An 18,980-nucleotide genomic window follows, 5' to 3' on the forward strand; every position below is an offset into this window, starting at 1 on the left:
CTCACACCATACACACAACGTCAGTGGCGGGGCAACATCTGCTTGCGGACATTGCTATTGGCGGCGGGTTTACTTGTGCATGGCCGCATGAATCTGGAGCGCAAACCAAAGCTGGGCCAACGTGGACGTTTCAGTCATGTCGAGCCCCGTCAACTCGCTGATTTTCCGGATGCGGTAGATGATGGTTTGGCGATGGGCAAAGAGCGCCGCGGCAGTCTTTTGCCACGACCTCTGAGTGTCCAAGTAGGTCTTCAAAGTCACGATGAGATCGCCTTCCTGGCTCTGTTCATACGTGAAGATCGGGCCGAGCAGCCGCTGAACCAACGCCGTTCCCTCCTCGAAACTCGTGAGCCCCAGCCACGAAGGCCCCTCGGCGTAACGGGTCAGGCTTACGGCATTGCCTTTCGCTGAACCGAGCGCCCACAGCGATTCCTGGAGTGCGCGTTGGACGCCCCCGGCAGACGTCGGCGAGCTGATGCCAATCCGGACCCCGGGCCCCGCGCAGTGGATCAAAACGTCATCGGTCACCGCCGCGGTTACCGCCACATGAAGGGTATTGAGACGCCGCAGGCAAGCGGCCTGGAGTCCGTGGCGCCACAGTTCCGCGTGAATGTTCGCCAGCCGCTCGCCGTCGTCGGCCCCTATCGAAACCACCACGAAATTCTGCGCGGAAATCTCAAAATCGCTGAGCCTGATCTCCAGCTCCGCGATCCCGAGGCGTCCATCGAACGCCTGCAGGAGGAATTCGCCCGCTAGGCGGTGCCGCCCTTCCAGGGACAGGGCCGTTCGGGAGAGTTCCAGCCCGAGCACCGTCGCCGCATGCAGAAGCACGACGGCGTCAGGGTGCGGATCGCTTTTCGGCAGCACCACAAGCACCGCATCGGCGTGGGTAGGGATGTCCATCATCAACACGTGCCGGTCCCGCAGCCGATGCCATTGGAATTTCTTTCCGCCCATGGGTATATGCCCCGTGAAGGGGGCCAATTCCGCTTGCAGGAAGTCCGGCAGCGGCTCACCATCCGGATGCCAGGGATGGAGGCATCGCCGGTCCACGACGAAAAGCTCCGCATTGAGCTCCGCCGCGAGTCCTTGGAGAAGGCCTTGCCAGTGGTCCTCAATTGTTCCCGCCGTACGAAGCAAGTCATACACCCGTGCGGTCTGACGCAGGCGTCGAGATTCCTCCAAAAGGGAAGCTTCAGCCACGGTTCGCGCGATAGCAATGAAGGGCAATGGATACGGAATGCTAATCAGCGGAAGCGGCAACTGCTCGCAGGCCGCCAGGAACTCCGGCAGCAGCTCCGGAGCATGCATCTTTTCCCCGATGGCAAGGGCACTGGCACCTGCATCGACGAGCGCTTCGGCGAGCGCTACTTGGCCTTGGGGGTCGGCCGGGATGGACAGGCCATTGGTCATCATCAGTTCGCCGCCAGTGACCCATTCCCACAGCCTCGGCAGGTCGGAAGTGTGTGCCCAGGTGATCCGGTTGTCCCCACCTGCCGCCCCGGCCAGGAACGTGAGTCCAAGCTGCGGTTCCGCCACGAGCTCAGCCACAGTAATCGCCATGGAAATGCGCTCCCAGATCGTTGGTTTCCGGCCGATTTCACGGTACTTAGACATTTGTATAAGAGCCTCGGCCATTTGTAGTCAATCTACCGCTATACGCCGTGATGCACGTCACTAAGACTTGGATTACCTACTTCCCCTCAAGGGCGAGCATCCCGCCTCCCAACACCGCTGCCAGCATCGCCGCCCGGCAGCAAAGCTACCGAAGGATCCCGGCATGACAACGCATCAGCCCATCGGCCCCGTCGACGCAACAAAAGTTCCCCGGTACGCGGGCCTCGGCACTTTCGCCAGGCTCCCCCAAATCGACCGCGTTCCGGACTACGACATTGCGATCGTCGGTGTACCGTTCGACGGCGGAACGTCCTTCCGGCCCGGCGCCCGTTTCGGCCCTGCCGCGGTCCGCGAAGCCTCCCGCCTTCTGCGTCCGGGGTACCACCCGGAATTGGACGTTGAGCCCGTCAACGAAGTCCAGGTTGTGGACGCCGGCGACATCGCCTGCACCCCCTACGACATTGCACGGGCCGTCCGTGAAATCGAAGGGCAGGCATTGCCCCTGATCGGTGAGGACAAGAAGCTCATCTCGATCGGTGGCGACCACACCATCGCCCTCCCGATGCTCAGGGCCCTGAACAAAGTCCACGGACCGGTCGCGTTGCTGCACTTCGACGCCCACCTGGATACATGGGACACCTACTTCGATCAGCCGGTCACACACGGAACCATCTTCCGGCGGGCGTTCGAGGAAGGCCTCCTCGTGGAAGATAGGTCCATGCACGTCGGAATCCGCGGGCCGGTCTATGACCGCAACGATTTCCTCCGAGACCATGAATTCGGATTCCAGATCATCCGCTGCTCGGACCTGGACGTCATAGGCGTTCCCGCGGCCATCGCCCAGGTCAAGGAGCGGCTCGGCGACACCCCGGTCTACGTCTCCATCGACATCGACGTCCTGGATCCCTCCTATGCGCCAGGCACCGGCACCCCTGAGATGGGCGGACTCCACTCCCGAGAGCTGCTGGCCCTGCTCCGCGGACTGGACGGCATCAACATCGTCGGCGCCGACGTCGTCGAGGTCGCTCCGGCTTACGACCATGCAGACATCACCTCGGTGGCCGCGGCCACCCTTGTCTTCGACCTCCTCGCGCTGATGGTGAACCGCGGCAAGGCGTCCGCTGTCCGTGAATTGCAAGCAGCATCCTGGACCGCATCATGAGCACCCCAAGCAATCCCGCCGCAGTCACCGAAGTGCCCCGGCTGGAAGACAAAACCATTCAGCCCATCCCGTTGAACGAACGCCACGGAAAAGCGCGGGACCTCTTCACCATCTGGTTCGGTTCCAACATCATGATCATGACCATCGTGACCGGCGGACTCGCCACCACGGTGTTCGGGCTAAGCTTTGTGCCTGCCATCGTGGGAATCATCCTCGGAAACGTCATCGGTGGCATCTTCATGGCGCTGCACTCCGCCCAAGGACCGCAATTGGGCGTGGCACAGATGATCCAGACACGGGGCCAATTCGGTTCCTTCGGGGCGCTACTGATCGTTGTCATCGTGGTGATCATGTACGTCGGATTCTTCGCGGCCAACCTGGTCTTTGGCGGCGAGGCAATGGCGGCAGTCAGCCCGGACATCAGTGTAGACGCGGGCATAATCATCATCGGCGTCGTGAGCGTTGTTGCCACGATTTTCGGCTACCGGCTCATTCACGCCTACGCACGTTTCCTCAGCATAGTGGCCGGTTTGGCGTTGCTTCTGGCCTTCGTCTGGATCATGTTCGTCCACGGGCTGCCTGCCACTTTCCTCTACCAGGGAAACTTCAACTGGGTCGGCTTCATGGCCACCGTCTCCGTATCCGCCTTGTGGCAGCTCGCCTACGCTCCGTATGTCTCGGACTACTCCCGTTACATGCCGCAAGGCACCGGCTCGGGCCCGGCATTCTGGGCGTCCTACTCAGGCTGCGTCCTGGGCACGCTCTTCCCGATGATCCTGGGTGCCTTGGTGGGAACCCTTGCGGTCGCGATGGGCGCAGACGCCGGCAACGTCGAAATCGTCGGCAGCATGGGAGCGTTGCTCCAGCCATGGACCCTGGCAGTCGTGGGAATCTTCTGCCTCGGCGTTGCAGCGTCGAACGCCATGAATCTCTACTGCGGCGTCCTGTGCAGCCTCACTATTGGTCAGACGTTCAAGCCGAACTGGTTGCCCCGCGCCAAGACCCGAAGCGTTGCGGCGATCATCCTCTTCACCTTTGCACTCCTGATCTCGCTGTTCGCACGCGACAATTTCATCCTCTTTTACACCAACTTCCTCTCCTTCCTGATGTACGTGCTGGTTCCCTGGACAGCCATCAACCTGGTGGACTACTACCTTCTCCGGCACGGCGACTACAGGGTTGAAGACTTCTTCAAGCGCGACGGCGGAGTGTACGGCCGCTTCAACTGGGTGGCCATCGGATCCTACGTGGCAGGTGCCCTGGTCCAGCTACCCTTCTCGGCCACAGCGATCTACACCGGCCCAGTCGCTGCGGCAATGGGTGGCGTGGACCTCTCATGGATGGTCGGCCTCATTGTGGTTGCTCCGCTCTACTACGTCGCTGCACGCGTGTTCCGGACGAAGACCGAGGCCACGCCGCTCGAGGCCCCCGTGCTCGCAAACGACTTGGTCTGACGCACCGCAGACCAACGGCCCGCACTCCCCATAAACTCCCGACGCCGCAACCGGCGCCAGAAAACAAAGGCAAAAAATCATGACAGTCACAAATACCGAACAATTCATCGTCCGCCGCGCGAGCGAAGACAGCAGCTCCCCTGCGGCCCACCACGCCTCGGGCATCGTGCCATTGCCTCTGCCTCCCGGCAGGCACTTCATTGGAGGATCGTTTGTCCCAGGCACCTCCACCCACCTCATCGACGTCGTAGATCCCACCACTGAACAGGTCATCGCCTCCGTACAGGCCGGCACAGCCGAGGACGTCGACGTTGCTGTTGAAGCTGCTGTGGCTGCCCAGAGATCCTGGGGGGGCACCACGCCGAAGGAGCGGTCCGAGGTCCTGAACCTGATCGCCAACATCATCGAAGCCAACCGTGAAGCCTTCGAAATCATCGAGTCCGCCAACACCGGCAAACCGCGAAGCGTTGCGGAGGACGATGTCTCCAGCACCATCGATACTTTCCGTTTCATGGCCGGAGCCTCCCGCACGCTGACATCCATGGCTGGCGGGGACTATGCAGCCGGACACACATCGGTGATCCTCAGGGAGCCCGTGGGCGTGGTTGGCGTCATCACCCCGTGGAACTACCCGCTGTTGATGGCTGCCTGGAAGATCGCGCCCATCCTGGCCGCCGGAAACAGCATCGTCCTCAAGCCGTCCGAGCAGACACCGCTCTCGACGCTAAAGCTCGCGGAACTCCTGGCCGGACGCATTCCGGACGGAATCCTCAATGTCGTGACGGGACAGGGCCGGATCGTCGGACAACGGATTTCCGAACACCCTGACATTGCCCTCGTCGCGTTAACCGGGAGCGTTGTCAGCGGACAGGCCGTGGCGGAGACCGCGGCCAAATCGGTCAAGCGCGTTCATCTGGAACTCGGCGGCAAGGCCCCGGTAGTTGTGTTTGCCGACGCCGACCTCCGTGCTGCCGCCACCGGCGTGCGAAACGCCGGGTACTGGAATGCCGGGCAGGACTGTGGCGCTGCGTGCCGCGTACTTGTACACGAGTCGGTGGCTGCCGAGTTCACGGAACATTTGGTGCGCGAAGTCGGCACCCTGGTGGTCGGCGTTCCGGAGGCAGGGGACGACGTGGAAATCGGACCCATGATTTCCCGCCCACACTTCGAACGCGTCAAGGAATCGCTGGCCGAGGCAAAAGCTGCCGGCCTGCACATGGCCATCGGCGGTTCCGCGTTTGAAGGCCCGGGTTACTTCATCGAACCCACAGTCATCAGCAACGTCCCGGCCGGGGCGCATGTTGCCACCCACGAGATCTTTGGCCCCGTGGTCACGGTCGAGACTTTCAGTTCCACCGAAGAAGCCATCACACGGGCAAATGAGAGCCCCTACGGACTATCTGCCTCCGTATGGACACGTGATTCAAGCCTCTCGTTGAGCGTTCCAAAGCAACTCGACTTCGGTACGGTCTGGGTTAATTCACACCTGGTGTTGGCTTGCGAGGTACCGTGGGGCGGATTCAAGGGATCCGGTTACGGCCGGGACCTCTCGCTTTACGCACTGGACGATTACTCCCGCACCAAGCACCTTATGATCAACCACGGCGCATGAGCGTTCAGACAAGCAACGGAGCTTAGCAATGACCACCGCGAACCTTCCCCGCACATCATCCTCGGCACGCGCGGCCACCCCGCCGGCCCCTTTCGGAACAGAAGTCACCTGGACCAATTGGGGCGGGAACCAGAGCGCCACGCCGGCCTTCACCGTCCGGCCGCGGACTGAACAAGAAGCGCTAGACGCCGTTCGTTTCGCGATCCGCGAAGGCTTGCCCGTGCGGGCGGTCGGCTCAGGGCATTCGTCCTCACCGCTTGTCCAGACGGGGGGCGTTCTGATGGACATGTCCGCACTGTCGGGCGTCACCGGAACCGACCCTGTCCGGCGTCGCGCCAGGGCCCTTGCCGGCACCACCATCAATGCCTTCGGCGATCCGTTGTGGGAGCAAGGCCTCGCGCTGAGCAACCAGGGGGACATCGACAAGCAGCAGATTGCCGGGGCGCTCTCAACCAGCACCCATGGTTCCGGGAAGGATCTGGGTAGCTTTTCCTCAAGCCTTCGTTGGGTGAAGCTGATCAATGGTTACGGCGAGATCGTCGAAATCGGCGAGGGGCAGCTCCGCGAACTCAGGGCAGCCCAGGTGGCTTTGGGTACCCTGGGGATCTTCCTTGAGGTGGAGTTGGCGGTTGAGGACCGCTACTACCTGCAAGAACAAATCACCTACCCCACATGGGCGCAGACCGAGGCAACGTGGCAGTACGACATCGACGAGAACCGCCATTACTCGTTCCTCTGGTGCCCGGAAGAAGGTTCGTGCGAGCTCCTGGACCTCCCGGGCGCGCCAGGCATTAGCATGGCAAACCGCAGCTACACCAAGCGGTACAACATCGCGCAGATTCAGGACGAGCGCGAAATTTCAGGTACGGAAGGTGCCCGGCTCGACCGTTCGTACCGGATTTACCCGGGCGGATTCACCACGCCGTTCCATGAACTCGAGTACTTCGTGCCGAGCGAAGTTGGACTGGCCGCCGTCGAGGCCGTCCAGGACCTGATCCGAACCAAGCACCCTGACCAGAAATACCCCGTGGAGGTTCGCTGGGTGAAGGCCGATGAGGGCTACATGTCCCAGTTCCAGGGGCGTGACACCACCGTCATCACCCTCACGACCGAACCCGGGACCGACTACTGGAAGTATTTCCGTGATGCCGATGCGGTACTGCAGGAATTCGAGCCACGTGCGCACTGGGGAAAGATCCATTTCATGACCAGGAGCCGTTTGGAACGCCTATACCCAGAGCTGGACACTTTTATCCAAGTGCGGCAGGAGTTCGATCCGCGCGGAATATTCCTCAACGACCACACCCGCGCCCTTCTGGGCTGACCGAGCGAAGCTACGTCCTGTACACCGTTTCGAAACTTTGGAGTGATAGTTTGATCTCTGCTTGAGCCTGACAATCGTACCCACCCGGAGGAAATTCCATGCTCAAAGGTTTCAAGGACTTCGTTCTTCGCGGCAACATCATCGAACTGTCCATCGCCGTGGTCATCGGCACCGCGTTCACAGCCTTGGTCGCGGCTTTCACCACCAACATCGTGAACCCGGTCATCGCCGCCGCCGGCGGAGTCAACGCGCAGGGACTGGGCTTCTCCATCTGGCCCGACAACGCGAAGACCTTCGTCAACTTCGGCGCCGTCATCACCGCGTTCGTGACCTTCCTGATCACGGCCGCCGTGGTGTACTTCATCTTCGTTGCGCCGATGAACAAGATCAACGAACTGACCAAGCGCCGGGCCTCGATCGAAGAGCCCGAAGACGAACCGCTTCCGGCTGACACCGCCCTGCTTGTTGAAATCCGCGACCTCCTGACCGAGCTCGCCGCCGCCAACAAGAGCGACGAGAACGCCCGCTAAATGTCGGACATTACGGCCAGTTCGGCGCATCCGGTCGGCGCCGAACTGGCCCCATCAGTGCTGCCTCAGATCGTGACGCAGGCGCAACCCGCCTGAAACAGTGCTCGGGCACGATAGTGCCATGAAGCCGAACAAGAGGACTTCCGCTACCGCCGAGCTCTCCTGCGAAGTGTGCGGCCAGATGCCGGAGGCTCCGAAGGCCCGGGTCACCGTGGCCCAAATCGCAGTGATGCTGCCCATCGAACTTCTTGTCCACGCCATTGTGGTTGAAACGCAATTGCCTTACCTGGCCAAGGTGCTCCTCCTGACCGTGACCGCAACGGTCCTGGTCATTTGGGTCGCCGAGCCCTCCGCAGCACGGATTCTGCGGCGCTGGATCCACGCGCCTGCCCTCCGCCACCGCAGGAAGCTTCATACAGCCCAGGCTCTTTGGCGGGCGAGGACCGTGCTCCGCGACCAGCCGGGTTCCCTCCAACGCATCACCCAATCACTGGCTCGGACCGACATCAACATCCTCAGCATCCATGTCCACCCCATGGACGGAGCCGTCATGGATGAATTCGTCCTTTCCGCTCCGGGCCACCTCGGCGAGCAAGGGCTGCTGACGGCGCTCGACGACGGCGGCGGCCGGAACTCGCGCGTGTGGCCTACCACCGCACTCGCTATGGCTGACGGCCAGACCAAGGCCTTGAGCCTGGCTGCCCGGATCGCCGACAACCCGGACGAACTGCCGCTGGCGGTTGCGGAACTCCTTTCGGCGAAAATCGTCACCCCCGAAGCCGAAGGTCCGGCCGTCGAGGCGGGCGCCGCCGTCGGGCCCTCCACGCCCCTCCTCAAGATTCCCACCGCCTGGGACGGGCCCCTCCTGTTCTCCCGGCCCGGCGAGCCATTCACGCCGGCGGAATCAGCACGTGCGCATCGACTTGCCGAGCTTGCGGAAATCCTGGCGCACAGCCGCCGGGACTAAACGCCTGGCGAAACGGAAAATGCCCTGCGACCTCGGAATTCCAGCGTCCCATGACCTTCCCCGCCTCGCGTACCCGGTATCCCACTTTCGACCAGCGGCCTCCCTAACGCCGCCTCGGTATCCCATCCCGGCGCGGATTTGGACGCCAAGGCCAACAACTCGCCGGATGCAACCCTCGGTCACATTCTGTTACTTCGCTTTGTATACCAAAATCCTTGACAGTGCCCCGGGTCACATCTAATTTTGATTTTGGGATCCCAAAGCGGGATCCCAAAACGGACTCAACGAACCCGCACCCAGCTCAACAATTCAAGACTTTCCCCGCTCCTCAAACTCCCCCTGAAGGAGAAACTGTGTCTCTCCAAAACACCGAAACAGCGGCGCATGCCGTCGAAGGAACAGCAGAAGAAAAAGCCGGCAAGGACAGCGTGCAGCGACGCACGAGTGTCCGCTGGAGGCTCTTCGTCCTGCTGCTCATCCTGGTAGCCGTCAACTACATCGACCGAGGCTCCATCTCCGTGGCATTGCCCATCATCCAAAAGGAATTCAACCTCGCGCCGGAACTCGTCGGGCTCCTGCTTTCGGCATTCTTCTGGACCTATGCCCTCATGCAGATCCCCGTCGGATTGCTCATCGACAAGTTCGGCCCCCGCCAAGTCGTCACTGCCTCGTGCATCGGCTGGGGTGCCGCCACGGCAGCATCCGGCCTGGCCGGCGGCTTCCTCAGCATGTTCATCGCACGCCTGGGCATCGGCGTCGCCGAGGCCGGGGTCATGCCGGCCGGCGGGAAGCTCAACGCCATCTGGATGCACAAGAAGGAACGCGGCCGCGGCGCCACGATCCTTGATGCGGGCGCCCCGCTCGGCGCTGGCCTGGGCGGCATTCTCATCACCTGGCTCATCGCCTCAACGGGAAGCTGGCGCTACTCGTTCATCATCGCCGGAGCCGCGACAGTCCTCATGGGCCTGGCCGTCTGGTGGTACGTCCGCGACAATCCCCGGAACCACAAGGCCGTCAACGACGCCGAGGCCGAATACATCGAGGCATCCCACGCCGAGGAAGACGCCGAGGCCACGAAGGACGGCGTCAAGGGCAAGCGCGCCCTCCTCCCCTACCTGAAGTTCCGCTCTTTCTGGGCCATGTGCTTTGGCTGGCTTGGATTCAACGGAGTGTTCTACGGCCTCCTGACGTGGGGTCCGCTCTACCTGGCCCAGGCCAAGCACTTCAACCTGAATACCATCGGCTGGTCCACGTTCGTGATCTTCGGTGCAGGGTTCGTCGGCGAGATCCTCGGCGGAACCATAGCCGACAAGTGGCGCGCAGCCGGTGCCTCGGCCAACCTGGTTATGCGCACCCTTCTGGGCATCTCGAGCGTCGTGGTAGTCGGAGGCCTGGTTGGCGTAACGGTCGTCGCGGACCCGATCACCGCCGTCGTGCTCCTTTCAGTGGTCCTGTTCTTCCTCCGCTGGGTAGGCCTGTTCTGGAGCATCCCCGCCATCCTGGGCGGCCGCACCAACGCCGGCGTCCTGGGCGGTGCAATGAACTTCAGCGGCAACATCGCAGGTTTCGTCACCCCGATTGTGGTAGGCCTGATTGTCGGGGCCACGGGATCCTACACCTGGGCCCTCCTATACTTTGTTGGTTCCGCGATCATCATGGGCGTCTCCGTCCTGACCCTGAACTACAACAAGCGGCTTCCGGTCTAACTCGCCTGACCGGACTGGCCGTGCGGTCCTGAACCGCCGCACGGCCGGACGCCTCCGGGAATGCCGGGCGCAATGACCCAAAGAGAACACGAATGGAGCAAAGATGCTGATTGCAGATGAAACCCCCACCACGGACCGCCCCCTCCGGGAATCCGTGCGGGACGCCATCCGTTCGCGAATCTTCGAGGGCCACTACGCGCCCGGCACCCGGCTGGTGGAGCGGGACCTCGCCGCCGAATTCAACGTGTCGCGGCTCCCCATCCGCGAAGCCCTCCGCATGCTGCGGCAGGAAGGCCTCATCCAGGACCGGGCCTCCCGGGGTTCCGAAGTGGCAGGGCTGAGCCCCAAGGACGTCGAGGACCTCTTCGACGTCCGCCAGTCACTGGAAGTCCTCGCCTGCCGCCTGGCAGCGGCCCGCGCCACCGACAGGGACCTCGAACACCTGGCGGGGCTCCTCGACGAGGCGGATCGCTTCCTCGCGAAAGGCTCAATCCTTGAGGCTCACCGCGCCAACAGCGAATTCCACGATGCCATCACGGCCATCGCCAACAACGATTTTCTCCGCACCGCGTTGGAACCTCTCCAAGGCCGCATGCACTGGCTTTTCCGCCACGTGGACGACCTGCCGGAGCTGATCCAGGAGCACCGCGATCTCTACGCCGCCATCGCCAGCGGCGATCCCGAGCGCGCCGCAACGCAATCGGCGTCGCACATTGGTAAATACCGCGAGCAGTTCCCTCAGGACGCGCCCGCCCCCGAACTCAAGTTGCAAGGCGAACGAACATGAAATTGCTAGTCATCAATCCCAACATCAGCGCCGATGTCACTGCGTTGATCGACGCCGAAGCCCGCCGGTCTGCGGGGACTGACACCGAGCTGATCGTCCGGACCGCCGGCCATGGCGTCGAATACATCGAGACCCGCTTTGAAGCCCTCATCGCAGCCGGGGCCGTCGCCGAAATCATCGCCGAGCACTGCGGCGGCGATCCCGCAGCGGACCAGATAGACGGCGTCGTGGTGGCTGCCTTCGGAGATCCCGGCATGCCTGCGCTCAAGGAACTCACCGACGTGCCGGTCATCGGCATCACCGAGGCCGCCCTCGTCGCCGCGGCCCTTCAGGGCCAACGCTTCTCCATCATTGCCATTTCGGACCGCATCACCGCTTGGTACCGGGACTGCGTTGAGCATTTCGGACTTGGCAGCCGTCTTGCCTCGATCCGCTCCATCAACCAGAGCCTCAACGGCATCGGCACCGTACAACAGGACTTCAAGGAAACCCTCCTGGCGCTGAGCCGGCAGGCGGTCGCGGAGGACGGCGCCGACGTCGTCATCCTCGCAGGTGCCCCGCTTGCCGGACTCGCGCGCGAGCTTGAAGGACAGATCCCCGTGCCCGTGGTGGACGGAATCTCCGCCGGCATCCGCATGACAGAAGCGGTTGTGGCCCTGCAGTCGGGCTTCCACCGCCAAGGCGCTTTTGCGCCGCCACCCGTCAAGAACCGCCGCGGGTTGTCCGAAAACCTCGACGCCGCCCTGACCGCCATCCAGGCCGCCGCCGGCGTTACTGCCAACGCCGTTCCGGCCGGAAAGTAGGGACCACCGTGACCATTCCCGATCTCGTCATCGCCCACGGCACCGTCGTCAACAGCCGTCAATCCGCTGGGCCGGCCCGGCAAGCAGCCCACGTCGTAGTCGACGGCGGCCGCATCACCCATGTCATTGACGCCGCAGAACCGGTCCCCGCCGCCTCCCGCATCATCGATGCCTCCGGCAAGTTGGTCATCCCTGGCGGCGTGGACGGTCATTGCCATGTGGCCCAAGTAACCGGCCGTTTCCGCACCCTGGACGACTACCGCACTACCTCCACCGCGGCCTTGTGGGGCGGCACCACCACCATCATCGATTTTGGTATCCCGCGTGATGCCCAGGAATCCCCGCTGGATGCCGTCCTGAACAAGAAGCGACTTGCCGCCGAGTCGCGCTGCGATGTCGCGCTGCACGGCTCCGTTGTCAGCTGGGACGAGACCGTGCCCTGGCAGCTGGAGCAGCTCGCCGCCGAGGGCGTCCGTTCGGTGAAGATGTACACCACCAACCGTGGCTCCACCATGGCCGACGGCGACACCATCCTGAAAGTCATGCGCGAAATGGTGCGCCTGGACGGACTCACGTACATCCATGCCGAACACGATCCCATCATTGCCGACTGCACCGAACAGCACGCCGCGGACGGCCGGATCGGCATCGAGCACCTGCACTCCACGCGACCCGAACTCGCCGAGGAAATTTCCGTCAAAGAGACGCTCGCCATGGCCGAGTACACCGGAGCGCCCGTCTACTTTGTGCACCAGTCGACTCCGGGCGCGGTGGATCTTGTCACTGAGGCCCGCGGGCGCGGCCAGGAAGCCTACTCCGAGACGTGCCCGCACTACTTGACGCTGGATGACACGGTTTATGGCAGCGATTTCCCCGAATGGTACGCCTGCTGCCCGCCCATGCGCAGCGCGGAAACAGTGGCCGCGCTGAAGGAACGCCTCGCCACCGGAGCGATCCACACTGTCTCCTCGGACCACTCCTGCTACGACCTCTCGCAGAAACGCGAGCGCACCGACGACGTCCGCTTCATGCCGCACGGGCTGCCGGGCGTCGAAACCCGCATGCCCGTCACCTTCACGGCGATGGCGCCCCACAGCACTGTGGAGGACTTCGTCGAGGTCTTCTCGGCCGGCCCCGCGCGGATCAATGCCGTGCCCGGCAAGGGCGCCATCGCTGTAGGGTTCGACGCCGATCTCGTCATCTTTGATCCCGCCGAAGAACGCGAGGTCGACGGCGGCGCGCTCCACATGGGAACTGACTTCTCGCCTTTCGAAGGGAAGACGCTGAGCGGCTGGCCCGCCGTCGTCGTGTCCGCCGGGCGCGTGGTGGTCGACGACCACGGTTTCCACGATCCCGGCCCGGTGGGGCGTTTCGTTGCCCGCAACGGTTTCGCCGCCCACCGCGAAGCACTTTCCGTTCGAAAATCGCCGTCCGTTCCTGCCACCGTTTCTGTTTAGGAGAGCCATGCCTTCCGCACACCGCCCCACACGCATCGGCATGATCGTGCCGTCTTCCAACACGTGCCTGGAGCCGCAGAGCTACCGGATCCTGGGTGACCGCCAGGACGTCACCATCCATTTCACGCGGATTCCGGTCACCCGGATCGCGCTTGATGATTCCTCGGACAAACAGTTTGATTCGGCCGTGATGCGGGAGGCCGCCGCATTGCTCGCGACGGCGGACGTGGACGTCATCGCGTGGAACGGAACCTCGGGTTCCTGGCTCGGCGCCGCGCATGACCAGGCCTTGGTCCGGGAAATCACGGAGGCCACCGGGATCCCTGCCACGACCTCCACGTTGGCCTACCTGGAGGCGTTCAAGGCGTTCGGCACGGAAAGGATCGGCATGTTCACGCCGTATACCGGGGACGTGAACGAAGCCGTCATCGAGTCGTATGCGCGCGAAGGAATCAAGACGGTCGACCACCGCCACCTGGACCTCAGCAACAACGAATCCTTCGCCCGCGTCACGGACGAGGAAATGCTGCCCGGGTCCTTGGAACTTGCCGCCTCGAACCCGGACGCGCTTATTTACTTGTGCACGAACCTTTACGGCGCCAACATCACCGCGGAAGTGGAGGAAGCCACCGGAGTGCCGGTGCTTGATTCCGTAGCCGTAACGTTGTGGCATTGCCTCCAGCTTGCCGGAGCGTCCTTACTGGCGCCCAAGTGGGGCCGACTGCTTGCAGAACTGCCTTGATTCGTGAGCGGTTCCCTCTCTAGAGAGGTTGGATGTTCTCCGCCTGGGGGCCCTTCGGGCCCTGCACAACGTCGAATTGGACCCGCTGGTTCTCGTCCAGTGATCGGTACCCGCTCGTGGCGATCGCCGAGTAGTGGGCAAAGACGTCCGCCGAACCGTCGTCGGGGGCAATGAAGCCGAAACCCTTCTCGGCGTTGAACCATTTGACAATACCTGTTGCCACGGCCATGTTCCTTCTCTGAATCTGACTGACCATCGGCTTCAAACCCGATGCCCCCGGACGCATACGTCCGCTTCCTCAAACCTACGGTGTAGGGTTCGGGGGCGCAAGGATCACCGGAGGTCTCAGTGTTTCCGGGTGCCCGAATCTTGAGGATTTCTTGTTCCTCTTCAGTGCGGGATCTTGAAACTGGGACGGCAAAGTGGTTGACGATCAGCATCGTCGGCCATAAGGAGAACACCAGGTGGGGTTGTTCCGGCGCCGCTTCGAAGCAGCAGCCCCAAAGATCCACGTGGACATCCTCGAAGACCACGCACTGCTGCGGGAGAGTCTTGCTTCTTGGCTTGAAGCCAACGCCTCAACCCTGAAGGTGGTGGGCAGGTTCGGCTCCTGGGCAGAGCTTGCCGCCTCGCTGGGACAGTTGTCTGACGTTGTCTTGGTGGACATCATCCTTGGTGACCGGATCCCGCTGCGCTCCAAGATCCAGGCCATTCTCTCGACCGGATCACAAGTGGTGGTCTGCAGTTCCCTCGCGACGCCACTGGTGATCCGCCAAGCGTTCGACGCCGGCGCGCTGGCCTACATACCCAAGACGTCGGGGGCCGAGGTGCTCACCACTGCCGTTCTGGCCGCGGCGCGCGGCGAGAAGTTCGTCCTGCCCGAGCTTGCCGGCGTCTTTGACGTCCCCGGGCCGCGGATCCGCCTCACCCCGCGTGAACACGAAGCCGTGACGCTGTACCTGGGCGGCTCGGGCGGGACAATGGCCGACGTCGGCGCGAGCCTGGGCATCAGCGCCGACGGCGTGAAGAAACTCCTCGTCTCTGTCCGCCGCAAAGCCCACAACGGGCCGGAACCACTCAGCCGGCCCGCGCTCCGGGAACTGCTGATCGCAGACGGCTGGCTGCTCCCTGATCAGTGAGGGGCTGCGCTCATCCGCTCGCTGGCCGATCTTCATCATCCCGGCGACAACGTGTTCTTCAAGGCCAACGGCGTAGTCATGCGGGCGTGAAGAGGAGCGAGACGTTTTGTCCTCCGAAACCAAAGGAATTGCTAAGGGCTGCCCGGAGGCTGGTGTCCCGCCGAGTAGTTGCCACGTCCAACTCCATAAGCGGATCCAGCCCGGAGGTTGTGAGGTTTCGTGTTGGCGGTACGACTCCGTGCTCCACGCTCAGAATGGTCAGGAGCGCCTCCACGGCACCGGCAGCCCCGAAGAGGTGGCCCATGGAGGCTTTCGGAGCGGTCGTGACAGTTCCGGCCCCGAAGACATCGACGATCGCCCGCGCTTCACTGATATCCCCAACCGCGGTGCCTGTAGCGTGCGCGTTGATGTGGCCAATCGCTTCCGGCCCGACACCTGCTTGTCTCAGTGCCTTCCGCATCGCCGCGGTCTGTCCTCTTCCGTCCGGGGCCGGGGCGGTCATGTGGTGAGCATCGGATGTAACCCCGGCTCCAGCCAGGACGGCGCGCACTCGTGCTCCCCGGGCCGCGGCGTGGGCGGCGCTTTCGAGAACAACGATTCCGGCGCCTTCGCCGAGAACGAAACCGTCACGGTCAACCGCGAAAGGGCGCGACGCGTCCGCCGGGTCGCCGGCATACGTCGACAGCGACCGTGCCTGCATGAATCCGGCGACGGTGATCGGGGTGATCGCGGCCTCCGTTCCGCCGGCAATCACGACGTCGGCCTCTCCTGCACGGATTAGCCGCGCGCCAAGGGCGATGGCTTCCGCCCCGGACGAACAGGCCGAGACCGGGGTATACGCTCCTCCCCTGGCTCCGTATTCGATGCTGATGGCCGCAGCTGCCGCATTGGGCATGAGCATGGGTACCGTACGTGGCGAGACACGCCGCGTTCCGGCCAGCTCCAGCGCACCGTTTTCCTTCAGGAGGCTGCGGATGCCCCCGATGCCCGTTCCTATGGAGGACACCAGGCGGTCGCCGTCAACCTCCGGATAGCCTGCGTCGGCCCACGCTTCGGCTGCGGCGGCCATCGCTGCCTGCTGGGATCGGTCGAGCCGCTTTGCAGCGATAGGACCCAGCATCTCGGCGGGGTCGCCGGCCATCAATCCGGCGATTGCAGCCGGAGAATCCTCGCCTTTCAGATGCAGGCCGGTCCTGCGGACCCCGGATTCTCCCGTCAGGAGGGAACTCCACGTCGTGGCAACGTCCGTGCCCAACGGTGTCATGGCCCCCAGGCCCGTTACCACGACCTCTGTGTTCAGTCCCATCTCATCTCCTTATTTGTATGGCATACAAGTGTAAGAATACTTGTATCACATACAATGATGAAATGACGTCTAGTAAACCCGACCGAGGCCTGGCGACCCAGGCGCCTGGGCGAGGCCGGGCCACGCGCTACCGAATCATCGAACAAGCCGCCCGGCTCTGGTCGGAGTCCGGCAGCGCAGAGCCGAGCGTGGCGGAGATTGCCCAGGCCGCAGGAGTGTTTCCAAACCAGATCACCTATCACTTCGGCTCCAAGGACGCCCTGCTCGTGCACGCCGCGTTCCTCCGGCTGCTTCACGACGCCAAAAGGTTTGAATCAATCGGCGAGGCCGCAAGGGACGCCGCCGCCTTCCGTCGAAACATCGCACGTGTCATCCATGCAGCGCCTTCCCTCCCTTTGGTCGCCCGCGCACTGGCAGCGGGAATCACCACGCCTGCACTTGGCGCCGTGATCGACACGCATCTGCGGATCCTGTTCCATCAGTCCGAGCATTACCTCCGCCGTATCGCAAACCGCCGGGGCTGGAAGCTGGAACGCCATATCGAAACCGAGGTCCGCACCTTTTGGAGTACGGCGCTAGGGGCCGTATTGCTGTCCCATGCCGGGGTGGGCGGAACAAGCGCCGACCTCGATCTGGCCGGCGTCCTTACAGTCCACGGACAGTAGCCTCAATGACGGCGTCGGCGGGGACGGCGTCGGCGGGGACGGCGTCGGCGGGGACAGCGTCGGCGGGGACAGTGAAGTCCGACGTGCCGTGTTGCGTTGCCGCAATCTCGATGGGGAGCTAGCGCGCCAGCCTGGTCTCTTCCTCCACACGGCCCAGCTTGTCCGGGTTCCGCATGGCGAAGATCCGCGCAATCCGCCCGTCCTCGACCACCACGCTGATGAGCGACGGCCCGCCTGCTTCGTCGTCGATCCGGATGCCAAGGCCGCCATTGAGCCACAGCAGGGCGACTTTCGGATTGACCGCCCATTGCGGGAACGGCCGCAGCAGATTGATCACCTTCTTCACGCCGTACACCGGCACCCGTGCGGCCTGCGCAATTCCGCCGCCGTCCGCGACGAGAACAACGTCCGGGGCCAGGACATCCATCAGGCCCTGCACGTCGCCGGTGGTGACTGCCACGAGGAAACGTTCGACGACGGCCTGCTGCTCGCTGCGGTCCACCTGCATCCGGGGGCGGCGTGCCGCCACATGCGAGCGGGCACGGCTGCCGATCTGCCGGACAGCCGCCGTCGACTTGTCCACCGCCTGCGCGATCTCCTCGTAGGGTGCGTCGAAGACCTCGCGCAGGACGAAGACCGCCCGCTCCACCGGGGTCAGCGATTCGAGGACAGTGAGCATGGCAATCGAGACGTTCTCGGCCAGTTCAATGTCTTCGGCGACGTCCGGCACAGTGAGCAGCGGCTCGGGCAGCCATTCGCCCACGTACTCTTCCCGGCGTCGACTCAAGGTCCGCAGCCGGTTCAGCGCCTGGCGGGTGACGATGCGGACAAAGTAGGCCCGCGGGTCACGGACCTCCGCACGGGCCCCGGCATCCAGGCCGGCCCACCGCAGCCAGGCCTCCTGCACCACGTCCTCGGCGTCGGCAGCGGAGCCGAGCATCTCGTAGGCAACGGTGAAGAGGAGGCTGCGGTGGGTGGTGAAAAGTTCCAGGCTGTCTGTGGTGCCGGAACTGCCGCTGCTGCGCATACCGGCCACGCTACCGCGCGCCTGCCCGGGACCGCGAGGGACTCGGCGCCGCAAGGGGCTTCAACCCGCAGGAATCAGAGAAGCCCTCGGACTCGATGCCGAGCGCCACGTTGCCGCGGGTGGTGAGGTTGGCGTAGCCGATCACGCTGGTGAGCTCCACTAACGCCGCCGCGCCGAGCTGCTCCAGCAATCGGGCGGCGAGCTCGTCACTGACGGTCACTGGCGTGGTGCTCATGGCCTCGGCATACTCCAGCGCGTCGCGTTCCAGAGGCGTGAAGATGCTGGAATCGCGCCAGCGCGGGATCTGCTGCGCCTTGTCCAGGTCAAGGCCCCTGTTGTGCGCCATGAAGTAGTTGAAGTCCAGGCACCAGGTGCAGCCGATCAGCGAGGCGACCGCCATGTGGGCGTAGGATTTCAGCGATTCATCGCAGCTGTTCCATTTCTGCAGCTTCTGCCCCATGCCCATGGAAGCCTTGAGCACGGCCGGGTTGTGCCACATGACACCCAGCGATTCCGGCACCTTGCCGAACATCTTCACGCTGAACTTCTTTATGAGGGTTCCGTAAAGTCCGGTGATCTCTGCGGCTGGGATCCGGGTGGTCATGATTCCTCCTGGGGTCGGTTTCCTTGCCTTACGGCATGAAGACACCGGCCGGATGGAATGTGTGACAGCCCGGACTGT

18 protein-coding genes are annotated in these 18,980 nt (G+C 63.4%); 13 read left to right on the top strand and 5 right to left on the bottom strand.

All coding sequences use genetic code 11. The features are described from left to right. Positions 1-69: 69 nt before the first annotated feature. Positions 70-1,563: a PucR family transcriptional regulator ligand-binding domain-containing protein gene (locus tag AB0O52_RS09900; RefSeq protein ID WP_364536977.1), complete on the bottom strand. Its 1,494-nt coding sequence runs from the start codon at positions 1,561-1,563 to the stop codon at positions 70-72. Between the two features lie 217 nt (positions 1,564-1,780). Here AB0O52_RS09900 and speB point away from each other — a divergent pair, with 217 nt between their 5' ends. From speB to AB0O52_RS09955, 11 genes are all read left to right on the top strand, one after another. Next, entirely contained in the window at positions 1,781-2,779 is a 999-nt protein-coding gene (speB, locus tag AB0O52_RS09905; RefSeq protein ID WP_364536875.1) for an agmatinase, read from the top strand. Then, on the top strand, positions 2,776-4,233 hold the full coding sequence (locus AB0O52_RS09910) for a cytosine permease (RefSeq protein ID WP_364536879.1): 1,458 nt from the start codon (positions 2,776-2,778) through the stop codon (positions 4,231-4,233). Before speB ends, AB0O52_RS09910 begins: the two co-directional genes overlap by 4 nt. Positions 4,234-4,312: 79 nt before the next feature. Beyond that, positions 4,313-5,845 (top strand): aldehyde dehydrogenase family protein, encoded by a 1,533-nt coding sequence (locus AB0O52_RS09915; RefSeq protein ID WP_364536882.1) that lies wholly within the window; start codon positions 4,313-4,315, stop codon positions 5,843-5,845. 28 nt (positions 5,846-5,873) lie between these two features. Beyond that, positions 5,874-7,169, top strand: coding sequence for a D-arabinono-1,4-lactone oxidase (locus AB0O52_RS09920; RefSeq protein ID WP_364536885.1), 1,296 nt, complete (start codon positions 5,874-5,876; stop codon positions 7,167-7,169). A 98-nt stretch (positions 7,170-7,267) separates the two neighbouring features. After that, positions 7,268-7,699, top strand: coding sequence for a large conductance mechanosensitive channel protein MscL (gene mscL, locus AB0O52_RS09925; RefSeq protein WP_284982660.1), 432 nt, complete (start codon positions 7,268-7,270; stop codon positions 7,697-7,699). A gap of 121 nt (positions 7,700-7,820) precedes the next feature. Further along, positions 7,821-8,666: an ACT domain-containing protein gene (locus AB0O52_RS09930; RefSeq protein WP_364536888.1), complete on the top strand. Its 846-nt coding sequence runs from the start codon at positions 7,821-7,823 to the stop codon at positions 8,664-8,666. A gap of 353 nt (positions 8,667-9,019) precedes the next feature. Further along, positions 9,020-10,372: an MFS transporter gene (locus tag AB0O52_RS09935; RefSeq protein ID WP_364536891.1), complete on the top strand. Its 1,353-nt coding sequence runs from the start codon at positions 9,020-9,022 to the stop codon at positions 10,370-10,372. 103 nt (positions 10,373-10,475) lie between these two features. After that, positions 10,476-11,159 carry a GntR family transcriptional regulator gene (locus AB0O52_RS09940; RefSeq protein ID WP_364536893.1) on the top strand — a complete coding sequence of 228 codons (684 nt, stop codon included), beginning with the start codon at positions 10,476-10,478 and terminating at the stop codon, positions 11,157-11,159. Continuing rightward, a complete protein-coding gene (locus AB0O52_RS09945; protein ID WP_364536895.1) occupies positions 11,156-11,962 on the top strand; it encodes an aspartate/glutamate racemase family protein in 807 nt (268 codons plus the stop codon). The genes AB0O52_RS09940 and AB0O52_RS09945 overlap by 4 nt, the downstream gene beginning before the upstream one ends. Before the next feature lie 8 nt (positions 11,963-11,970). Next, complete coding sequence (locus tag AB0O52_RS09950; RefSeq protein WP_364536898.1) at positions 11,971-13,419, top strand: amidohydrolase family protein; 1,449 nt, start codon at positions 11,971-11,973, stop codon at positions 13,417-13,419. Between the two features lie 7 nt (positions 13,420-13,426). Next, a complete protein-coding gene (locus tag AB0O52_RS09955; protein WP_364536901.1) occupies positions 13,427-14,161 on the top strand; it encodes an aspartate/glutamate racemase family protein in 735 nt (244 codons plus the stop codon). A gap of 19 nt (positions 14,162-14,180) precedes the next feature. Here the strand turns inward: AB0O52_RS09955 and AB0O52_RS09960 are convergent, their stop codons facing one another. Then, on the bottom strand, positions 14,181-14,384 hold the full coding sequence (locus AB0O52_RS09960) for a cold-shock protein (RefSeq protein ID WP_306860887.1): 204 nt from the start codon (positions 14,382-14,384) through the stop codon (positions 14,181-14,183). A 241-nt stretch (positions 14,385-14,625) separates the two neighbouring features. On the opposite strand from AB0O52_RS09960, the gene AB0O52_RS09965 reads away from it, so the two are divergent. Next, positions 14,626-15,300, top strand: coding sequence for a hypothetical protein (locus AB0O52_RS09965; protein ID WP_364536905.1), 675 nt, complete (start codon positions 14,626-14,628; stop codon positions 15,298-15,300). 76 nt (positions 15,301-15,376) lie between these two features. Here the strand turns inward: AB0O52_RS09965 and AB0O52_RS09970 are convergent, their stop codons facing one another. Further along, entirely contained in the window at positions 15,377-16,606 is a 1,230-nt protein-coding gene (locus AB0O52_RS09970) for a beta-ketoacyl-[acyl-carrier-protein] synthase family protein (protein ID WP_364536908.1), read from the bottom strand. 62 nt (positions 16,607-16,668) lie between these two features. Here AB0O52_RS09970 and AB0O52_RS09975 point away from each other — a divergent pair, with 62 nt between their 5' ends. Further along, positions 16,669-17,271 (top strand): TetR/AcrR family transcriptional regulator C-terminal domain-containing protein, encoded by a 603-nt coding sequence (locus AB0O52_RS09975; protein WP_364536911.1) that lies wholly within the window; start codon positions 16,669-16,671, stop codon positions 17,269-17,271. Between the two features lie 118 nt (positions 17,272-17,389). Here AB0O52_RS09975 and AB0O52_RS09980 read toward each other — a convergent pair whose 3' ends face one another. Together AB0O52_RS09980 and AB0O52_RS09985 are read right to left on the bottom strand one after the other, a co-directional pair. After that, positions 17,390-18,298 (bottom strand): RNA polymerase sigma-70 factor, encoded by a 909-nt coding sequence (locus tag AB0O52_RS09980; protein ID WP_364536914.1) that lies wholly within the window; start codon positions 18,296-18,298, stop codon positions 17,390-17,392. Between the two features lie 10 nt (positions 18,299-18,308). After that, positions 18,309-18,902: a carboxymuconolactone decarboxylase family protein gene (locus AB0O52_RS09985; protein ID WP_364536917.1), complete on the bottom strand. Its 594-nt coding sequence runs from the start codon at positions 18,900-18,902 to the stop codon at positions 18,309-18,311. Positions 18,903-18,980: the final 78 nt, after the last annotated feature.

Origin of the sequence: Arthrobacter sp. NPDC080073 (assembly GCF_040686575.1) — a bacterium.
In the GTDB taxonomy this organism is placed as follows: Bacteria; Actinomycetota; Actinomycetes; order Actinomycetales; family Micrococcaceae; genus Arthrobacter.